Origin of the sequence: Burkholderia sp. 9120 (assembly GCF_000745015.1) — a bacterium.
Taxonomy (GTDB): Bacteria; Pseudomonadota; Gammaproteobacteria; order Burkholderiales; family Burkholderiaceae; genus Paraburkholderia.
This window is the reverse complement of sequence record NZ_JQNA01000002.1, coordinates 4,226,762-4,244,316: the sequence shown is the minus strand read 5'-3', so window position 1 is coordinate 4,244,316 and position 17,555 is coordinate 4,226,762. Positions and strand designations below refer to the sequence as shown.

The 17,555-nt window shown below is 62.6% G+C and carries 14 protein-coding genes; 3 read left to right on the top strand and 11 right to left on the bottom strand.

Annotated features, from left to right (window positions below; genetic code table 11):
• Window positions 1-66 precede the first annotated feature (66 nt).
• Both FA94_RS27070 and purU read left to right on the top strand, forming a co-directional pair.
• Window positions 67-981 carry a choline sulfate utilization transcriptional regulator gene (locus FA94_RS27070; protein ID WP_035557031.1) on the top strand — a complete coding sequence of 305 codons (915 nt, stop codon included), beginning with the start codon at window positions 67-69 and terminating at the stop codon, window positions 979-981.
• Between the two features lie 173 nt (window positions 982-1,154).
• On the top strand, window positions 1,155-2,030 hold the full coding sequence (gene purU, locus FA94_RS27065) for a formyltetrahydrofolate deformylase (RefSeq protein ID WP_035557027.1): 876 nt from the start codon (window positions 1,155-1,157) through the stop codon (window positions 2,028-2,030).
• Window positions 2,031-2,146: 116 nt separating this feature from the next.
• Here the strand turns inward: purU and FA94_RS27060 are convergent, their stop codons facing one another.
• The 10 genes from FA94_RS27060 to FA94_RS27015 all read right to left on the bottom strand — a co-directional run bounded on the left by FA94_RS27060 (window position 2,147) and on the right by FA94_RS27015 (window position 14,711).
• Entirely contained in the window at window positions 2,147-3,007 is an 861-nt protein-coding gene (locus tag FA94_RS27060; protein WP_035557023.1) for a glycine betaine ABC transporter substrate-binding protein, read from the bottom strand.
• Between the two features lie 133 nt (window positions 3,008-3,140).
• Entirely contained in the window at window positions 3,141-4,394 is a 1,254-nt protein-coding gene (locus FA94_RS27055; protein WP_035557021.1) for an FAD-binding oxidoreductase, read from the bottom strand.
• A 33-nt stretch (window positions 4,395-4,427) separates the two neighbouring features.
• A complete protein-coding gene (locus FA94_RS27050; protein WP_035557019.1) occupies window positions 4,428-5,741 on the bottom strand; it encodes an aromatic ring-hydroxylating oxygenase subunit alpha in 1,314 nt (437 codons plus the stop codon).
• 73 nt (window positions 5,742-5,814) lie between these two features.
• Window positions 5,815-6,606, bottom strand: a complete 792-nt coding sequence (locus tag FA94_RS27045) for a drug:proton antiporter (protein WP_035557017.1) — start codon at window positions 6,604-6,606, stop codon at window positions 5,815-5,817.
• Window positions 6,603-7,796 (bottom strand): electron transfer flavoprotein subunit alpha/FixB family protein, encoded by a 1,194-nt coding sequence (locus tag FA94_RS27040; RefSeq protein ID WP_035557016.1) that lies wholly within the window; start codon window positions 7,794-7,796, stop codon window positions 6,603-6,605. The genes FA94_RS27045 and FA94_RS27040 overlap by 4 nt, the downstream gene beginning before the upstream one ends.
• 4 nt (window positions 7,797-7,800) lie before the next feature.
• Window positions 7,801-9,714 carry a (Fe-S)-binding protein gene (locus FA94_RS27035; RefSeq protein ID WP_035557015.1) on the bottom strand — a complete coding sequence of 638 codons (1,914 nt, stop codon included), beginning with the start codon at window positions 9,712-9,714 and terminating at the stop codon, window positions 7,801-7,803.
• Window positions 9,715-9,716: 2 nt separating this feature from the next.
• Window positions 9,717-11,780: an NADH:flavin oxidoreductase gene (locus tag FA94_RS27030; protein WP_035557014.1), complete on the bottom strand. Its 2,064-nt coding sequence runs from the start codon at window positions 11,778-11,780 to the stop codon at window positions 9,717-9,719.
• Between the two features lie 80 nt (window positions 11,781-11,860).
• Window positions 11,861-12,397: a DUF5943 domain-containing protein gene (locus FA94_RS27025; protein ID WP_035557013.1), complete on the bottom strand. Its 537-nt coding sequence runs from the start codon at window positions 12,395-12,397 to the stop codon at window positions 11,861-11,863.
• Between the two features lie 49 nt (window positions 12,398-12,446).
• Entirely contained in the window at window positions 12,447-13,418 is a 972-nt protein-coding gene (locus tag FA94_RS27020) for a dipeptidase (RefSeq protein ID WP_035557012.1), read from the bottom strand.
• Window positions 13,419-13,436: 18 nt separating this feature from the next.
• Window positions 13,437-14,711, bottom strand: coding sequence for a serine hydroxymethyltransferase (locus FA94_RS27015; RefSeq protein ID WP_035557011.1), 1,275 nt, complete (start codon window positions 14,709-14,711; stop codon window positions 13,437-13,439).
• A 457-nt stretch (window positions 14,712-15,168) separates the two neighbouring features.
• Between FA94_RS27015 and FA94_RS27010 the strand changes: the two genes are divergently transcribed.
• Window positions 15,169-16,164: a GlxA family transcriptional regulator gene (locus tag FA94_RS27010; protein ID WP_035557010.1), complete on the top strand. Its 996-nt coding sequence runs from the start codon at window positions 15,169-15,171 to the stop codon at window positions 16,162-16,164.
• 142 nt (window positions 16,165-16,306) lie between these two features.
• Here the strand turns inward: FA94_RS27010 and fdhA are convergent, their stop codons facing one another.
• A complete protein-coding gene (gene fdhA / locus FA94_RS27005; RefSeq protein WP_035557009.1) occupies window positions 16,307-17,506 on the bottom strand; it encodes a formaldehyde dehydrogenase, glutathione-independent in 1,200 nt (399 codons plus the stop codon).
• Window positions 17,507-17,555 lie beyond the last annotated feature (49 nt).

The following is a 17,555-nucleotide window of genomic DNA, read 5'->3' as shown; positions in this document are numbered from 1 at the left end:
CCACTATTGCCGTCCAATTCGCGGCTGTGAAGACGGCAATTCGTTATGTGTCTATAAGGGGGCGTTATGTCGAGGCAGGATCGCTTGCCGCCTATGCAGGCGTTGACGATGTTCGAGTCCGCCGCGCGTCTCGCCAGCTTCACGGCCGCCGCGCGAGAACTCGGTTCGACGCAACCGGCGGTCAGTCAGCGCGTCGTACAACTGGAAGAAGCGCTCGGCACGCCGCTCTTCGAACGCGGCCATCGCGGCGTCACGCTGACGGAAGATGGCGAGCGGCTGTTCGACGCGGTGCGCCATGCACTCGACACGATCCGCGCGGCGACCACCGAAATCCGCGCGCGGCGCACGCCGCAAACGCTCACGCTCTCTACCGACTTCGGCTTTGCCACGTATTGGCTGATGCCGCGTCTGTCGCAATTCAAGGCGCTGATGCCGGACGTCGACGTGAAAATCATCACGTCGCAGAGCGTGTTCGATCCGTCGCACGATCAGGCGGACATTGCGATTGCTTTCGGCGACGCCCACGCGGACTGGACCGCGCGCGGCGTGGTGAAACTCTTTCCTGAACACGTCATGCCGGTATGCAGCCCGGCGTTTCTCGCCGCGCATCCGTCACTGCGCACGCCGTCCGACTTGCCGGGCGTGCCGCTGCTGCATCTGGAGCCCACGCAACCGGCGCGCTGGCTGTCATGGGCCGACTGGTTCGCCGCGCACGGTCTCGACACACCGGCCGCGCATCGCGGCATCACATTCAACAGCTTCACGCTGGTGGCGCACGCGGCGATCATGGGCCAGGGTGTCGCGCTGGGTTGGGCGCCGCTCGTAGACGAACTACTAGCGACCGGGCAACTCGTCGAACTGTTCGATGCACCCGTCGTCACGGAGCGCGGCTATCTGCTCGTCACGCAGCGCGCGGCGACACCGGTCATCAATGCATTCCGCCAATGGCTGCTCGGCGAATGCGGACTCGATACGGAATGAGCGTGTGAATTGAATCAGTTAGCTCAGTCAGCTCAGTCTGCGAACCCGCGCCTGGCGCACCCGTTCCAGCGCAACGGCGGTTAGCTTCTATCCGCGCATGCCGTCCATTTGCTCTACTGCGATGATGCATGCCGCGCCCTGCGGCATCGTTCTATCGTTTATGTGGAGAGCGCATGTCCGCCGATTCCCGTCCCGATCAACTGGTTCTCACCGTCGCGTGTCCGAGCGCGGCGGGCCAGGTCGCCGCTGTCGTCGGCTTTCTCGACCGGCATCATTGCTATATCGACGAACTGACCGTGTTCGACGACGACCTCAGCGAGCGCTTCTTCGTGCGCTGCGTGTTCCACGGCGTAGACAGTAACGAAACGCTGCAAGCCGCGTCGCTCAAACGCGAGTTCGAGCCGATTGCCGAACGCTTCAGGATGACATGGGCCATGCACGACGTCGGCACGCGCCCGAAAGTGCTGATCATGGTCTCGAAGCTGGAGCACTGTCTCGCCGATCTGCTGTTCCGCTGGCGGATGGGCGAGCTGAAAATGGATATTGTCGGCATCGGTTCGAATCATCGCGATCTCGAACCGCTCGCGCAGCAGCACGGCTTACCGTTTCATCATCTGCCGATCTCGGCGGACACGAAGCCGCAACAGGAGGCGCGCCTGCTCGATCTGTTCGACACGTCCGGCGCGGAATTGCTGATTCTCGCGCGCTACATGCAGATTCTGTCCGGCGAAACGAGCCGTGCGCTGGCGGCACGCGCGATCAATATTCATCACTCGTTTCTGCCTGGTTTCAAGGGTGCGAAGCCGTATCACCAGGCGCATACGCGCGGCGTCAAACTGATCGGCGCCACCGCGCATTTCGTGACCGACGATCTCGACGAAGGTCCGATCATCGAACAGGTCGTGGAACGCGTCGATCACTCGTACAGTCCGGAACGATTGCTGGCCACCGGACGCGACGTCGAGAGCATTACGCTGGCGCGTGCGGTGAAGGCGTTTATCGAGCGTCGGGTGTTTATCAACGGTGATAGAACCGTCGTACTGCAATAGCATCAATAGCCGTCGATAGCTTCGACAAACAAAAACGCCGCTAAAAGCGGCGTTTTTTGCGAGCCGTCACGCTCAAACAGCGGCGGTTCCTTCACACAAAACCAGACAACCCAAGCTTACTTCACCCAGCTATCCACCCGATCGCCATGCGCGCTGATCCACGCATCCGCCGCGGCAGTCGGCTTCTCGCCGTTCTGCGTGGCCAGCATCACACTATCGATCTCGCCCGGCTTCCACTGGAACTTCTTCAGAAACGCGACCACCGTCGGCGCTTTCTTCTCCAGCTCAGGATTGATAACGCTATCCACATGCTCCGAGTCGCCGAACACCTTCTTCGGATCGTCGAGGAATTTAAGCTTGTACTTCGCGAACATCCAGTGCGGCTTCCAGCCCGTCACGATGATCGGCTTGCTCGCTGCTTCCGAGCGCGCCAGTTCCGCCGTCATCGCGCTGCCCGAGCTCGGCATCAACTGATAATCGAGGCCATAGGCCTTGATCGCTTCGCTGGTCTTCTGCATCACGCCCGCACCGGCGTCGATACCGACAATGCGTGAACCGAACTCCGCCTTCTTCGCTTCCAGATCGCCCACGGTTTTTACGTCGGCATTGTCCGGCACGATCAGACCGATTTTCGCGTCGTTGAAGTTCGGGCCGAGATCGACCACCTTGTCCTTGAAGTTGTTCCAGTACGCGCCGTGCGTGACCGGCAACCAGGCCGACAGGGTCGCGTCCAGATCGCCGCGCGCCACGCCCTGCCACATCACACCAGCCGCAACCGGCACGAGCGTCACCTGATAACCCAGGCGCTTCTCGATCACCTGCGCGGCCACGTTCGACGTCGCGACGCTATCGTCCCAGCCTTCCACGTAGCCGATCTTGATGGTCGGCTTCGTATCCGCCGACACCATGCTCACGCTGCCGGCCGCCAGCGCCGCGCTCATCGCGCTCAACACCAGTATCTTTTTGATCAGTCTCATCGCCGTTCTCCCGTTTCCAATCCACCCAATGAGCATTTAGAATCGCCAGCCAGAATTGCCGGGTAGCGTTGTTTTACGACGTTGAGTTGTCCACACGCGACTTCGACTTGCCCACGCACTCGCGCGTCTTGTCTTACTTATCGACGACGAGATCGGTCAGCGGTTTGCTGCAACACAGCAGCACCATGCCCTGATCGATTTCCCGCTGACGAATCCCGCCCGCGTGCTTCATCGATACTTCACCGGACACCAGTTTGACCTTGCAGGTGCCGCACATGCCTTGCGTACACGACGCCGGTAAGCGCACGCCCGCTTTCTTCGCCGCGTCGAGCACATGCTGGCCGCTGCCGCATTCGATCTCGCGATTGCTTTTGGCGAAACTCACCTTGAAACGCGTTTCCGTTTCGACCGTGGCAGGCGCCACCTCCGGCGCAAAACCGAGCGCCTGCTCACGTGCCTCGACAAAACTCTCCGCGCTAGCGTTAGCGCCTGTGGCTTGCAACGCATCCGCGACATGCGCGGTAGTCAATTGCGCGGCCACTTCGCTGACGGTCTCGAACGAAAAACTTTCCTCGTGATAATGGCCGCGATCGAAGCCGCCCTCGTCGAGCAGATTGCGCACCGCCTGCATGTACGGCGCAGGACCACACGTGAAAATCTCGCGCTCCATGAAGTCCGGCGCAAGCAGCTTGAGCAACGGCAAGCTTAGAAACCCCGTCACGCCAGGCCAATTCGTGCGCGCGCCGAGCCGCTCGCAAACAAACGCCGTGCGAAAGTGCGCCTGATTCGACGCGATCAGATCCAGCTCGCGCGCAAAGATGATGTCGTCCGGCGTGCGGGCGCTGTGCACGAACACAATGTCGCTATCTTCGCCAAGTTCGTGGTGTGCGCGGCTCATCGACATGAGCGGCGTAATGCCCGATCCCGCCGACAGAAACAGAAACTTGCGCGCCGGATGCCGCGCGCAGGTGAACTCACCCGACGGCCCGAGCACGCGAACCGGCGAACCCGCCTGCAGATTGTCGTGCAGCCAGTTCGACACCTTGCCGCCCGGCACGCGCTTCACGGTGATCGAAATCGTGTGCGGCCGCGTGGGCGGCGACGAGATCGTGTAGCAGCGATTCACCGACTCGCCGTCTATCTCCAGTTCCAGCGTAATGAACTGCCCGGGTTCGAACACGAAAGCCCGTTCGGACGGCGCACGAAAGAAAAAGCTCTTCACGTCGTGCGTTTCCTGACGAACCTGGCAGCACACGAGCGTATCGTCGCTATCGCTGTCCCAGCGCGCCGGCAGCGCGTCCCAGAAACGCGGCTGCGTGACACGGTTCTCCGCGCGGCTTGGGGCTGACTCGGGGCTGACCTGAAACGTCGCCTGATCGCGCATCATTGTTTACTCCCGCTCCTGGTTGCGGTATCGCGCTCAGCGCATGAAAGACACGACTTTTTCGCCGTGTGAAGCCGGTATGGTGCCGTCGGCGTCGTGGGTTTGGGGTGCATCGCTGTAATTCGCCATCCGGCCGATGTACCACTCGCAGAACTTCTCGACGAGCCCTTCGGTGAACGGCGAATACGGGCCCGGCTCATACGCGCTGCTGGTCGCGCCGCGTTGCGAGTACTCGACGAGCGCGCGGTCCTGGTCGTTGGTGGCGCGCCACACAGCGGTCAGATTGTTCACGTCGTAATCGATCCCTTCGCGCGCGTCTTTGTGCACCAGCCATTTGGTGCGCACCAGCGTTTTACCGGCTGACAGCGGAATCACCGAAAAGCTGACGATATGGTCGCTCATGAAGTGATGCCACGAATTCGGCTGGGTCCAGAACGACAGACCGCCGAGATCGGCCTGCTCGAAACCGCCCAGCAATTTCTTCGACGCCACTTTCGCGTCCAGCGTCTGCGATTCGCCGTCGCGATCGAGCGGCAAACGCTGCGTCCGGAAACCCGTCACCAGATCGGCAAGCCGTTCGATTTCCGCCGAGGGCAGCTTCATCGCTTCCCACTGCGCGGTGCGACGCGCCACGGTTTCCTCGAACGCGGCCATGCCCTCTTCGTTGGCCGGCGTGCGTTGATAGCCGAAGCCGTATTCGTAAAGCGAAATGGTCAGCTCGGGGTGATTCGCGACGCAGTGATAGCACTCGCGATTGTTCTCCATCGTGAGCTTCCAGTTGCCATCTTCGATAATGTCGATCGACGCGGCGATCTTGCAGCCGGCCAGATCGTGCGGCAGCATGTATGGCTCCATCGCGGCACGCATCACCGAGAAATCGGTGGGCGGATTCTCGGCCAGGCAAATGAAAATGAGCCCAGCGAGATTCTCGACATGCACCGATTTCAGGCTGTGTTTGCAGCGGTCGAACTGGTCGCCCATGTGCTCGGCAAACATCAGATCGCCGTTCAGGTTATACGTCCAGCTGTGATACGGGCAGACGATATTGCCGAGCGAGCCTTTGTCGCTATTGCACAGCCGCGCGCCACGATGGCGGCAGACGTTGTGAAACGCCCGCACCTGCATATCGTCGTCGCGCACAATCAGGATCGAGTCCTGGCCGATCTCCACCGTGATGTAATCGCCCGGTTCCGGCACATCCGGTTCCACTGCCACCTGAATCCAGTGCTGCCGGAAAATCGCTTCCATATCGAGCGCGAAAATCGCCTCGCTCGTATAGAACGGCGCTTCCAGCGTGTGATTCTTTTTGCGGCGTTCGATCATTGCGCGAACGTCTGCCGAAACTTTCATTGTGTGCTCCGTTGCATGTCACGTCTGGCGCAGCGCCAGGCCCTCCTGGTCGCCTGCTGGCCCGAACCGGAAATCAGTAATCCACGAGTTGATGCTCGCGCAAATACGCCAGAATCACTTGTGCTTTTTCGACGGAACTCCCTTCAATTACGACGCTGCCGCCGCGGCTTTCGGTGGTCGTCGCCGAGAGCATGCGGGCGTGGCCGGAACGCTTTTCGGCGGCGGCGAGGCGCACCGGTTTGGCGGTCACGGGACGGGTCGTCCAGACGAGGTTGTCGGCGTGGGTTGCGTCTGCATTCACTACGGTTGACGCGGCGACCGGGCGGATCGTGCCTTCCCGCAAACGGGCGTACGCGTAGGTCGGCGTTGCATTGGCCAGCGGATGCACGGCGATCAGCGCGGGCAAGCGCACTTCGACGCGTCGGCGTAGACCCTTCGGCATGAACTGGCGGACTTCGGCGCAACCGTCGCGCAGCGTGACGTCGACCGCCGCGCCGACTAGCGGCATGTCGAGCGCTGCGGCGACGCGATACGGCAGCATGCCGCTGTCAAACGCGCCTTCGGCGCGCGTGCCGGTCAGCACGAGGTCGTAACCACGCAGACGCGCGGCGAGCTGAGTCGCGGCGTCGGCTTGCACACCGTCGGACGCGCGCGTTTCAAGCACTTCCACCGAGCGAGCGCCGAGCGCCAGATACTCCTGCAACGCGGGATTCGATGCACCGCCCGCGTGCAACACGTCGAGTGTCGCCTTGTGGGTTTTGACCAGCGAGAGCGCCAGCGTCAGCGCGGCAGCGTCGTTGCGGCTATAGCGCGCCACGCCGCTGACCGGATGACGGCCCACGGAAACCAGCACGGCGATCTTCATGCGAGCGCTCCTTCGGCAACAGCGGATGAATTCAACAGCGCAGCGCCCGTGCCGCGCGCGTTACGCGCCGCGGCAGCCGCCTCGTTGAGCGCCGCGATGGTTTCCTGCGCATCCGCGATCACGGTCAGATTCGCGCGCTTGGCAATCGGTGCGCTGGCATCGAGATTCACCGCGATCACATGACGGCAATCCTTGATGCCTTGCAAATGCTGGACCGCGCCGGAGATACCGAACGCGATATATACGCTTGCTTCAACCGTCTTGCCGGTCGCGCCGATCTGCTTGTCGCGAGTGAATTTGCCGTCGTCCACGGCGACGCGGCTTGCACCGATCGCGGCGCCCAACGTGACCGCAAGACGCTCGAACGCGGGCACATCGCTCACGCCGTTACCGGCCGAGACGATGAAATCCGCTTCTTCCAGCGCCAGTTGCGCGGCGTCGATTTCCTCGATGCCGAGATCGCGCACGGTGCTTTCATTAGCACTAGCACTACCGCCAGCGCCGGCCGTCGCGCCGTCGAAACGCCAGACGACTCGTTCGCCTGCACCGACAAAAGGCAACTTCGGTTCGACGGCATTTGCCGCGAGCAATATCACGTCCGGTAGCGAACGCGTGGCGAACGCCGTATTCGCGTGGACATAAGACGCGACATGCGCGGCGTCGATCTCGACCACGTGCGTCGCGACGCTCGCATTCGCAGCCGCGGCATAACGACGGCCGAGATCGCCGTCGCCAGTGGCGTTATCGGGCAGGAAAACATGCACCGGTGCATACGCGACCACGCACGCGGCCAGCGCGTTCAGTTCGTCGACCGGTGCGAAGCGGCGGCGGTCGAACATCGGCAATTCGATCAGCTTGTCGGCACCGAGCGCGGCAGCGTCGCCGGTAAATTCACCGAACACGAGCAGCACGACTTCGGTCTGCGTGTCCGCGATCAACGCGGCGCCGGCCAGCGTCTGGCGTGCATGATCGTCCAGTGCGCCACGGTCGGCATGGGCGGCCACCAGCAGCACGCGCTGCGGCGCGGCCGTGGTACGACGCGCTTTGACCTGCTCGCGATGCGCCGCACCGGACGCCGCCATCAGTTCCAATGACCCCACCACGCCGGTCATACCCAGCGTGATGCGTTTAAGTCCCTCCGCCGTGATCGCGAACGGCCGGCGCGGATCGATTCGTTTGAGCGTATTCATCGCGTTACTCCAGCGCTGCTGCAACCAGTTCGGCGACGTCCAGTACTTCCGGACGCGGGCCGACCACGCCCTCGAGCATGGCCGTGCAATTCGGGCAGCCCACCGCGACGATCTCCGCGCCGATCGTGCGGGCGTCGTCGATACGAATGTCCGGAATGCGCCGCTTGCCGGGAATGTCGGTCAGCGGCGCACCGCCGCCACCGCCGCAGCACCGTCCGCGCATGCCGTTGCGCTCCATTTCCACCACCTTGATGCCGATGCTCTTCAGCAGACGGCGCGGCGCTTCCGTCTCGCCGTTATAGCGGCCCAGATAGCACGGATCGTGATAGGTGATCTTGCGTTCCGCCAGCGCGGCGACCGCTCGCGGCGACAGCTTGCCGCTCGTGACCAGTTCGTCGATCAGCGCGGTGTGATGCTGCACCTCGTAGAAACCGCCCAGCGCGCGATACTCGTTGCGCAGGCTATGCAGCACGTGCGGGTCGGCCGTGACGATCTTGCCGAACGAATACTGCGAAAGCGTACCGATCAGTTTGCGGGCGAGTTGCTGGAAGGTGGCTTCGTCGCCGAGACGACGGGCCGTGTCGCCGGTATCGGTTTCGACGCCGCCCAGCACCGCATAGTCGATACCCGCGCGGTTCAGCACCTTGACCAGCGCGCGCAGCGTGCGCTGATAGCGCATGTCGAACGCGCCTTCGCCTGCGATCAGCAAGACCTCCACCCGGCGCCCCGGTTGCGCGACCTGCACTTGCAGATCGACCGCCCAGTCGTAACGCGCGCCGATGTCGTAACCGTTCGAACTGCCGGTTTCGCGCAGATTCGCGAGCGTGATCGGGCCTTTGCCCGGCACGCTGCCTTCCACCAGCGTCTGATTGCGGCGCATGTCCACAATCGCATCGACATGCTCGATCAACATCGGGCATTCCTGCACGCAGGCACGGCACGTGGTGCAAGACCACAGCGTGTCCGCTTCGATCAGCGTGGAAATCAGCGGTTTTCCCGGTGCGCCAGCGTGTTTTCCGAGCGGGATGCCGGGCGTCGGGCTGCCCGCGTAGTCGGCGTCCGTGCCGCCCACCATGCCGGTGACCAGATCCTGAATCAGCTTCTTCGGATTGAGCGGCTGACCGGCGGCGAACGCGGGACAGGCCGCCTCGCACTTGCCGCACTGCACGCACGCGTCGAAACTGAGCAACTGGTTCCAGCGAAACTCGACCGGTTTGCCGACGCCGTATTCCTTCGCGTCGAGCAGCGGCACCTTCAGGGCCGTCGGCGGCACGACGTCGTTGTCGTTGCGCTCGGCAAAGCGTTCCTGACGCGGATGAAATGCCAGGTGCAGCAAGCCCGCCATCGCATGCTTCATCGGACCGCCGCGCGCCGCGCCGAACGTCATCGTGAAGGCGCCCGCTGCGATCAGCAACGCGACGACCACAGCCAGCGCACCCGACATGGCACCCGCCGGCAACGCGATGAACAGCACGAGCCCCAGCGCGAACGAGCCGAGCAACAGCGGCAGATGATCCCAGGGCCCACGCGAGAGCCGCGCCGGCACCGCTTTCGCCCCATGCCGGCGACGCCACACGAACACGGCGCCGACCAGCATCACGAGCGCGGCCAGAAAAATCAGCTTATCCAGCCACGGCGAGTAGATCGCCAGGCCGTAATTGACGAACACCAGCGCCATCGCGAGAATCGCACCGCCCGCCGTGGCCACGTGCGTTTTAGCGATGTACGGATCGCGCGCCACCACGTGATGCAGATCGACGAAGTAGCGTTTCGGAATCGTCAGCAGATGGGTCCAGCCGTACGCGCCCGCCGCCGTGGCGCGGCCTTCGCGCCAGTAAGCGGCGCGTTTGACGAGCGCGAACGCCAGACCCGCCACCGACAACCACAGCAGGACGGTGATGACAAACACGGGGCTCATCGTCAGAAATCCTTGCAAAGGCGCAGCGCGTCGTAGATCGCGCCGTGAATGTTGTGCATGGAAATGCAGTCGCCGACACGGAACAGCAGGAAGCGGCCATTACCGAGTTCTTCACTGAGCGACGGTTGCGGCTCCGACGCGAACAACGTGTGCACGTCGACCTGACCGAGATTCACCGATTCCGGCTTGAGCTTCCAGTACAGTTCGTCGTTCGGCGTGCTGCCGTTTTCGATCACCACCTGATCGACCGCGCGCTCTTCCTGCTCCTCGGTGTACTCGTTGCGGATCACGGCGATCTTCTTGCCGTCTTCCTCGTAGACCTTGTCGAGCCAGTAATTCGGCGTATGGATCACGCCTTGCGCGTAGAGCCGGCGATAGAAAATCGGGAACGTGGTGCCGCCCACGTCGTCGGCGACCTTCACGTCCGGCGTCACGATCTCGACATTCGAGCCGCGGCTCGACATGAAATCCGCGACGCCCGCGCCGGCGTGCGTGCTGACGCCGTCGTACACGAGCACGTTCTTGCCGGGTTCGACCTTGCCGGACAGCACGTCCCACGAACTGACGGCGAGCCGTTCGTCGACACCCCAAGCCGCGACCTGCGACGTGAACGACGAACCGCCCGTGGCCAGCACCACGATGTCCGGCTTCTCGGCCATGATGGTTTTGTCGTCGGCGGCGACACCGAGACGGCGGTCCACGCCAAGGCGCTTCGTTTCCATATCGAACCAGCGCACGATGCCCGCCATCTGTTCACGCTGCGGCGCTTTCGCGGCCAGCATGATCTGACCGCCTACGTAGTCGTTCTTCTCGAACAGCACGACGTCATGGCCGCGCGACTTCGCGACGCGCGCCGCTTCCAGTCCGGCCGGACCCGCGCCGACCACCACCACCTTGCGCTTCGGCCCACGTGTCTTCGCGATCACGTGCGGCATGGTTTCTTCGCGCGACGTCGCGGCGTTCTGCACGCACAGCACGTCGAGCCCGTTGTACTGACGGTCGATGCAATAATTCGCGCCGACGCACTGCTTGATTTCGTCCTCGCGGCCATCGCGGATCTTGATGACCATGTGCGGATCGGCAATCTGCGCGCGCGTCATCCCGACCAGATCCACCATGCCGCTCGCCAGCAACCGTTCCGCCTGGCCCGCGTCGCGAATACTCTGCGCGTGCATGACCGGCAGCTTCACGACCGATTTGATCCCGGCGGCGAGATGCACGAACGGTTCCGGCGGCAGCGCCATCGGCGGCATGCAGTTGGCGAGCGTGTTGTGCGTATCCGCACCCGAACCGATCACGCCGAGGTAATCGATCAGGCCGGTTTCGCTCATTGCCTGAGCGATTTCCTTGAGTTGTTCGTGATCGAGCCCGTCTTCATGAAACTCGTCGCCGCACATGCGCAGGCCGACGCAAAAATCCGCGCCCACCGCTTCACGTACAGCATTCAATACTTCGGTGCCGAAGCGCAGACGGTTTTCGAGCGAGCCACCCCATTCGTCGGTCCGAAAATTGGTGCGCGGGCTCCAGAACTGATCGATCAGATGCTGGTGCGCCGCCGAGATTTCGACACCGTCCATGCCCGCATCTTTCACGCGTTTGGCTGCCGCGGCAAAGTCGCGGATGATGCGGCGAATCTCTTCCACTTCAATGATCTTCGCGTTGCCGCGGTGCACGGGTTCCCGCACACCGGACGGCGACATCAGATGCGGCCAGTGCTCGCCATGAAACGCCGAACGGCGGCCCATATGCGTGGCCTGAATCATGATTTTCGCGCCGTGGCGGTGCATGGCTTCGGCGAGCCGCGCGAGCGGATCGATAATCTTGTCGGTCGACAGATTGACCGACTTCCACCAGCCTTGCGGACTGTCGATCGATACCGGACTCGAGCCGCCGCACACGGCGAGGCCCACACCGCCCTTCGCCTTCTCTTCGTAGTAACGGATATAACGGTCGCCGGGCAAGCCGCCGGGTTCCGCATACACCTCCGCGTGCGCCGTGCTGACGATGCGGTTACGCAAGGTCAGTTGGTTCAGCGTGAGAGGCTTGAAAAGGTTCGGGTAACGCATCGCGATCGACCTCGGAATAAATAGCTTGTTGCGCTCTGCCGCGCGCTTGTCGGCGTCGTGATAAACGCGTCAGTCAGGCACTACGCCGCGAGCGGCGACACTTCGAATACGCAATGGTCGTGGTGTTCGGCCGCGCACTGCGCTTCGCGCGAATGGGACGGCGGCCCCTTGCGCGCGCTCTCGGGCGCCGTGTCGTTGACCCAGTCCATCGCGCCCGCGAACCAGCCGGAGAACATGTAGCAAAGCTTGCCGACCTTGTCCGGTTGCGCAAGCACGAACGACGAGTGATGCAATTCGATGCGTGCGTGCGAGCTGGACGGATCGGCTTCGGTGATCTTGAAGAGACCCCAGCCGCGTTGCGACAGTCGGTTCAGGTAATGCTCGAACACCGCCATACCCTCGATACCGTGCTTTTCGGCTTCCTTGTCGCACCAGAAGTAAGCGGACTTGTAGCCGGCCTTGTAGAGAATCTCGGCGTACGCATCGAGCCCGAGCGCCTCTTCGACGGCGGTGTGATTGTTCGTGAAGAAATGGCGCGGCACGTACAGCATCGGCAGCGCGTCGGTGGTCCAGACGCCGGTGTCCGGATCGACGTTGATAGGCAGTTGCGGTTGCATGTGAGGGTTCCGTTTTTTTACGTGTGGGGGTGGCAGGCCAGCGTGGAATTCAAACGCTCCAGACTTCGCCGAACACACGCACCCAGTTCTCGCCCATGATCTTTTTAATGCGCGTTTCGCTCCAGCCGGCGCGTTCCATCGCAGCCGTCAGGTTCGGAAACTCGCCGATCGTGCGAATGCCTTCCGGATTCACGACCTTGCCGAAGTTCGTCAGTTGACGATAACGACCCTTGTCGTGCGTGATCCAGTCGAAGAACTCCGTGCTATAGCCTTGCGTGAAGTCCGTGCCAATCCCCACCTGGTCTTCGCCGATCAGATTCACCACGTATTCGATCGCTTCGATATAGTCGTCGACGGTCGCGTCCGGACCGCGCTTGAGGAACGGCGCGAACATCGTCACGCCGACAAAACCGCCCGCGTCGGCGATCTCTTTCAACTGTTCATCGCTCTTGTTGCGCGGGTGTTCTTTCAGTCCCGACGGGCAGCAGTGCGAGTAGCACACCGGCTTGTTCGACGCGGCGATCGCTTCAGAAGAAGTCTTGCCGCCCACGTGCGAGAGATCGACCATGATGCCGACGCGGTTCATCTCCTGGATCACTTCGCGACCGTAACCGGACAGGCCGCCGTCGCGCTCGTAGCAACCGGTGCCCACCAGGTTCTGGGTGTTGTAGCAGAGCTGCACCACGTTCACGCCGAGGTCCTTGAAGGCTTCGATATAGCCGAGGTTGTCCTCGAACGCATGAGCGTTCTGGAAACCGAAAATGATGCCGGTCTTGTTCTCTTTCTTCGCGCGATGAATGTCCGCGGTGGTGCGCACCAGCGTCAGCATCTCGCCGTATTCGCGGATCTGCTGCTTCATTTCGGCAATGTTGTCGACGGTCTTCTGAAAGCTCTCCCAGACCGACACCGTGCAGTTGACCGCGGTCACGCCGCCCTTGCGCATGTCTTCGAACACCGAGCGCTCGAACTTCGAAATGTTCAGACCGTCGATGATGATGCTGTTGTCGTGCAGAGTACTCATGGTTCGCTCCAGGCGTGCTCAGTAGATGGGAAAGCGTTCGCACAGCGCGAAAATCTCGCGGCGCACGCGTTGTTCGGTGACGGCATGACCTTCGGGGTGATCGCGCAGCGCGTCGAACACGTCGACGATCAGGCGCCCCACTTCGCGGAACTCGCTCACGCCGAAGCCGCGCGTGGTGCCCGCCGGCGTGCCGAGACGAACGCCGGAGGTGACCGTGGGCTTCTCGGCGTCGAACGGGATGCCGTTCTTGTTGCAGGTAATGCCCGCGCGTTCCAGCGCCTGCTCGACCTGATTGCCTTTCAGGCCCTTCGGACGCAGATCGACCAGCAGCAGATGGTTGTCCGTGCCGCCGGTCACCAGATCGACGCCGCCTTCCTTCAGCACTTCGCCGAGCGCCTTTGCATTGGCGAGCACGTTGTCGATATAGGTCTTGAAACCCGGTTGCAGCGCTTCGCCGAATGCCACCGCCTTGCCGGCGATCACATGCATCAGCGGACCGCCTTGCAAGCCGGGGAACACCGCCGAATTGATTTTCTTGGCGATGTCTTCGTCATTCGTCAGAACAAAACCGCCGCGCGGACCGCGCAAGGTCTTGTGCGTGGTGGACGTGACCACATGCGCGTGTTCCACCGGATTCTGGTGACGGCCCGCCGCGATCACGCCGGCAATGTGCGCCATGTCCACCATCAGTTTCGCGCCGACGCCGTCGGCGATCTTGCGCAAGCGGGCAAAGTCCAGTTCACGCGGATAAGCGGAAAAGCCGCCGATCAGCAACGCCGGTTTGTGCTGCTGCGCGAGCTCTTCGATCTGCTCGTAGTCGATCAACATCGTGTCGCGCTTCACGCCGTACTGCACCGCGTTGAACCATTTCCCCGACAGAGCCGGCCTGGCGCCGTGCGTCAGATGGCCGCCCGCGTCGAGCGACATGCCGAGGATCGTGTCGCCCGGCTTGACCAGCGCGAGCATCACCGCGCCATTCGCCTGCGCGCCGGAATGCGGCTGCACGTTGGCGAATTTCGCGTTGAACAGTTGCTTGATACGATCGAGCGCCAGCGTTTCGATCACGTCCGCGTATTCGCAACCGCCGTAGTAACGCTTGCCCGGATACCCTTCCGCATACTTGTTGGTCAGCACCGAGCCCTGCGCTTCGAGCACCGCGCGCGACACGATGTTTTCCGACGCGATCAGTTCGACCTGCGACTGCTGGCGCTCGAGTTCTTTCAGAATGGCGCCGCGCACGGCCGCGTCGCGGGTGGCCAGCGGTTCTTCGAAGAAGGGATTCGGGTTCGACATGGAAAGTCCGTTAAGTCGTTGACGGAAGGGCCGTGAGCGCCGCCCGGTGCGGTGTTTGCGCCGCGCTGTCGCCGCTCTGCATTGGGTCTATTCTTGACGCTTGCCCCGCGCGTCAATTTACGAATTCAGACGCGTTCTTTGCCTTTTCCGCCATAGACGTCCTTTTTCGACAAGTCGGCGTAGGTCGCTGAGCGTGTCGCTCGCGGCAAGCGCGCCGCTGAACGACGCCCGCGACCCGCTCATGCTGCACTGCACCTGAACGTCGTGCGCGCTTCGGGTGCGCCAACCGTCTTGTCGGGCTCCGTTCTGGTGCTGTTCGTTGAGTGTTCCAGGCCATTCGCCAGCCAACCGAGGGTTTAGCCTGATGGCACGGTAGTTGCGCTAGTCCTCAGAATTGCAGCAGTCGCCGTTCCCCACGGCGACGCGACATTACAGATTCGAAGGAATCACTCCTCCCATGTCCACCGATCGCACGGCGTCGTTGTCGCATTTCGCATTCATGCCGCTCCCCAACTTCACAATGATCGCGTTCACCAACGCCATCGAAGTGCTGCGCATGGCGAACTATCTGACGGGGCAAACGCTTTACCGCTGGTCGATCGTGAGTCCCGACGGCGGTCCGGTCGCGGCGAGTAATGGCCTGTCGGTCGACACCGGTCCGGTCGAATGCGTCGGGCAGCCGGATATCGTGTTCGTGGTCGGCGGCATCGACGTGCAACGCGCGACGACTCCCGATCACCTGTCCGCGTTGCGCCGTTTCGCGCGCATGGGCAGCGTGCTCGGCAGCCTGTGCACGGGCACTTATGCGCTGGCGCGCGCCGGTCTGCTGGCCGGCTACGCGTGCGCGATTCATTGGGAGAACATGTCGGCGCTCAAGGAAGAGTTTCCCGACACGCGCTTTCTGAAAGAGCTGTTCGTGATCGACCGCGATCGCGTGACCTGCACCGGCGGCGTCGCGCCGCTCGACATGATGCTGAACCTGATCGCACCGCGCGTCGGCACGGCGCGCGTCACGCAGATCGCGGAGCAGTTCATCGTCGAACATGTGCGCGACACCAGCGCGCAACAGAAAATGCCGCTGGTGGCGCGGCTCGGTTCGGCCAACAAGTCGCTGTTCGAAGTGATCTCGCTGATGGAGAACAACATCGAAGAGCCGCTCTCGCGCGAAGAACTCGCGCGGCTCGCGGGGATGTCGCAACGGCAATTGCAGCGGCTATTCCGCGAACATCTGGGGATGACGCCGACGCATTACTATCTGACGCTGCGCTTGCGGCGCGCCCGTGAATTGCTGCTGCAGACCGATATGTCGATCATGCACATCACGATGGCGTGCGGGTTCCAGTCGGCTTGCCACTTCTCGAAGAGTTATCGCGACGCGTTCGGCACGGCGCCCACGCGCGAGCGGCGCAAGCAGGCGCCTTCGCTGGCGGCGATGCCGGTGATGGCGGCTTGAGGTCGGCTTGAATTCAGCTTGAACGGCTTTGGTCGTAAAAGCCCAAGACAACAAAAAATGCGTTGAACGGAACACCGTTCAACGCGTTTTGTTTTTGTGGGTGCGGCACTCTCAGGTTCCCGCTACGCCCCCCCACCGCGCATCAAGCCGCCTTCAACAACCCATGCGGATCAATCACAAACTTCCGCGGCGCGCCGCCGTCGAACTGGCGATACCCTTCCGGCGCATCATCCAGCGACACCACCGTCACGTTGACGATATCCGCAATCGGCAGACGGTCCCACAAAATCGCCTGCATCAGATTGTGGTTGTACTTCATCACCGGCGTTTGCCCGGTATGGAACGAGTGCGACTTCGCCCAACCCAGCCCGAAGCGGATGCTCAGCGCGCCTTTGCGTGCGGCGGCGTCGGCCGCGCCCGGATCGTCCGTCACGTAGAGCCCGGGAATGCCGATCGCGCCGGCCGCCCGCGTGATTTCCATCAGCGAATTGAGCACGGTAGCCGGTGCTTCCTCGTGCGAACCGCTGCTGCCGTGACCGTGCGCTTCGAAGCCCACGCAGTCCACCGCGCAATCCACTTCCGGCTTGCCGAGAATCTGCTCGATCTGCTCCGTTAGCGTGGCGTCTTTCGACAGATCGATCGTCTGGAAACCCATCTTGCGAGCATGCGCGAGCCGCGCTTCGTTCATATCGCCGACGATCGTGCAGGCCGCGCCCAACAGTCGCGCAGACGCCGCCGCCGCCATGCCCACCGGCCCCGCGCCCGCGATATAAACAGTCGCGCCCGGCTTCACGCCGGCCATCACCGCGCCGTGATAACCGGTCGGCAGAATGTCGGACAGACATGTGAGGTCGCGGATTTTCGACATGGCCTGCGCGTAGTCGGGGAATTTCAGCAGGTTGAAGTCTGCATACGGCACCAGCACGTATTCGGCCTGGCCGCCGATCCAGCCACCCATGTCCACATAGCCATACGCGCCGCCCGCACGCGCCGGGTTCACGTTCAGACACACACCGGTGTGCTGCGCCTTGCAGGTGGGACAGCGCCCGCAGGCCACGTTGAACGGCACCGAGACCAGATCGCCGATCTTCAGCGTCTCGACGTCGCGGCCCACCTCGACCACCTCGCCGGTGATTTCATGACCGAGCACGAGGCCGACTTCGGCGGTCGTGCGGCCGCGCACCATGTGCTGATCGGAGCCGCAAATATTCGTGCTCACCACCTTCAGGATCACGCCGTGGCCGATCGACCGGCCGCGTGGATCGACCATCTTCGGAAAGTCGATCGACTGCACTTCCACCTTGCCCTGCCCGAGATACACGACGCCGCGATTGCTGCTCATTGTCTGTCTCCATGTCTTGTGAGCGGCGTGACCGACTCTCGCGCGGCAC

What these genes read in the sequence shown, in the direction of transcription:
- FA94_RS27040 (WP_035557016.1), bottom strand. Translation starts at nt 7,796, where the DNA reads ATGAATACGCTCAAACGAATCGATCCGCGCCGGCCGTTCGCGATCACG.
- FA94_RS27055 (WP_035557021.1), bottom strand. Translation starts at nt 4,394, where the DNA reads ATGATGCGCGATCAGGCGACGTTTCAGGTCAGCCCCGAGTCAGCCCCA.
- FA94_RS27060 (WP_035557023.1), bottom strand. Translation starts at nt 3,007, where the DNA reads ATGAGACTGATCAAAAAGATACTGGTGTTGAGCGCGATGAGCGCGGCG.
- FA94_RS27050 (WP_035557019.1), bottom strand. Translation starts at nt 5,741, where the DNA reads ATGAAAGTTTCGGCAGACGTTCGCGCAATGATCGAACGCCGCAAAAAG.
- FA94_RS27045 (WP_035557017.1), bottom strand. Translation starts at nt 6,606, where the DNA reads ATGAAGATCGCCGTGCTGGTTTCCGTGGGCCGTCATCCGGTCAGCGGC.
- fdhA (WP_035557009.1), bottom strand. Translation starts at nt 17,506, where the DNA reads ATGAGCAGCAATCGCGGCGTCGTGTATCTCGGGCAGGGCAAGGTGGAA.
- FA94_RS27025 (WP_035557013.1), bottom strand. Translation starts at nt 12,397, where the DNA reads ATGCAACCGCAACTGCCTATCAACGTCGATCCGGACACCGGCGTCTGG.
- FA94_RS27070 (WP_035557031.1), top strand. Translation starts at nt 67, where the DNA reads ATGTCGAGGCAGGATCGCTTGCCGCCTATGCAGGCGTTGACGATGTTC.
- FA94_RS27035 (WP_035557015.1), bottom strand. Translation starts at nt 9,714, where the DNA reads ATGAGCCCCGTGTTTGTCATCACCGTCCTGCTGTGGTTGTCGGTGGCG.
- FA94_RS27020 (WP_035557012.1), bottom strand. Translation starts at nt 13,418, where the DNA reads ATGAGTACTCTGCACGACAACAGCATCATCATCGACGGTCTGAACATT.
- purU (WP_035557027.1), top strand. Translation starts at nt 1,155, where the DNA reads ATGTCCGCCGATTCCCGTCCCGATCAACTGGTTCTCACCGTCGCGTGT.
- FA94_RS27030 (WP_035557014.1), bottom strand. Translation starts at nt 11,780, where the DNA reads ATGCGTTACCCGAACCTTTTCAAGCCTCTCACGCTGAACCAACTGACC.
- FA94_RS27010 (WP_035557010.1), top strand. Translation starts at nt 15,169, where the DNA reads ATGTCCACCGATCGCACGGCGTCGTTGTCGCATTTCGCATTCATGCCG.
- FA94_RS27015 (WP_035557011.1), bottom strand. Translation starts at nt 14,711, where the DNA reads ATGTCGAACCCGAATCCCTTCTTCGAAGAACCGCTGGCCACCCGCGAC.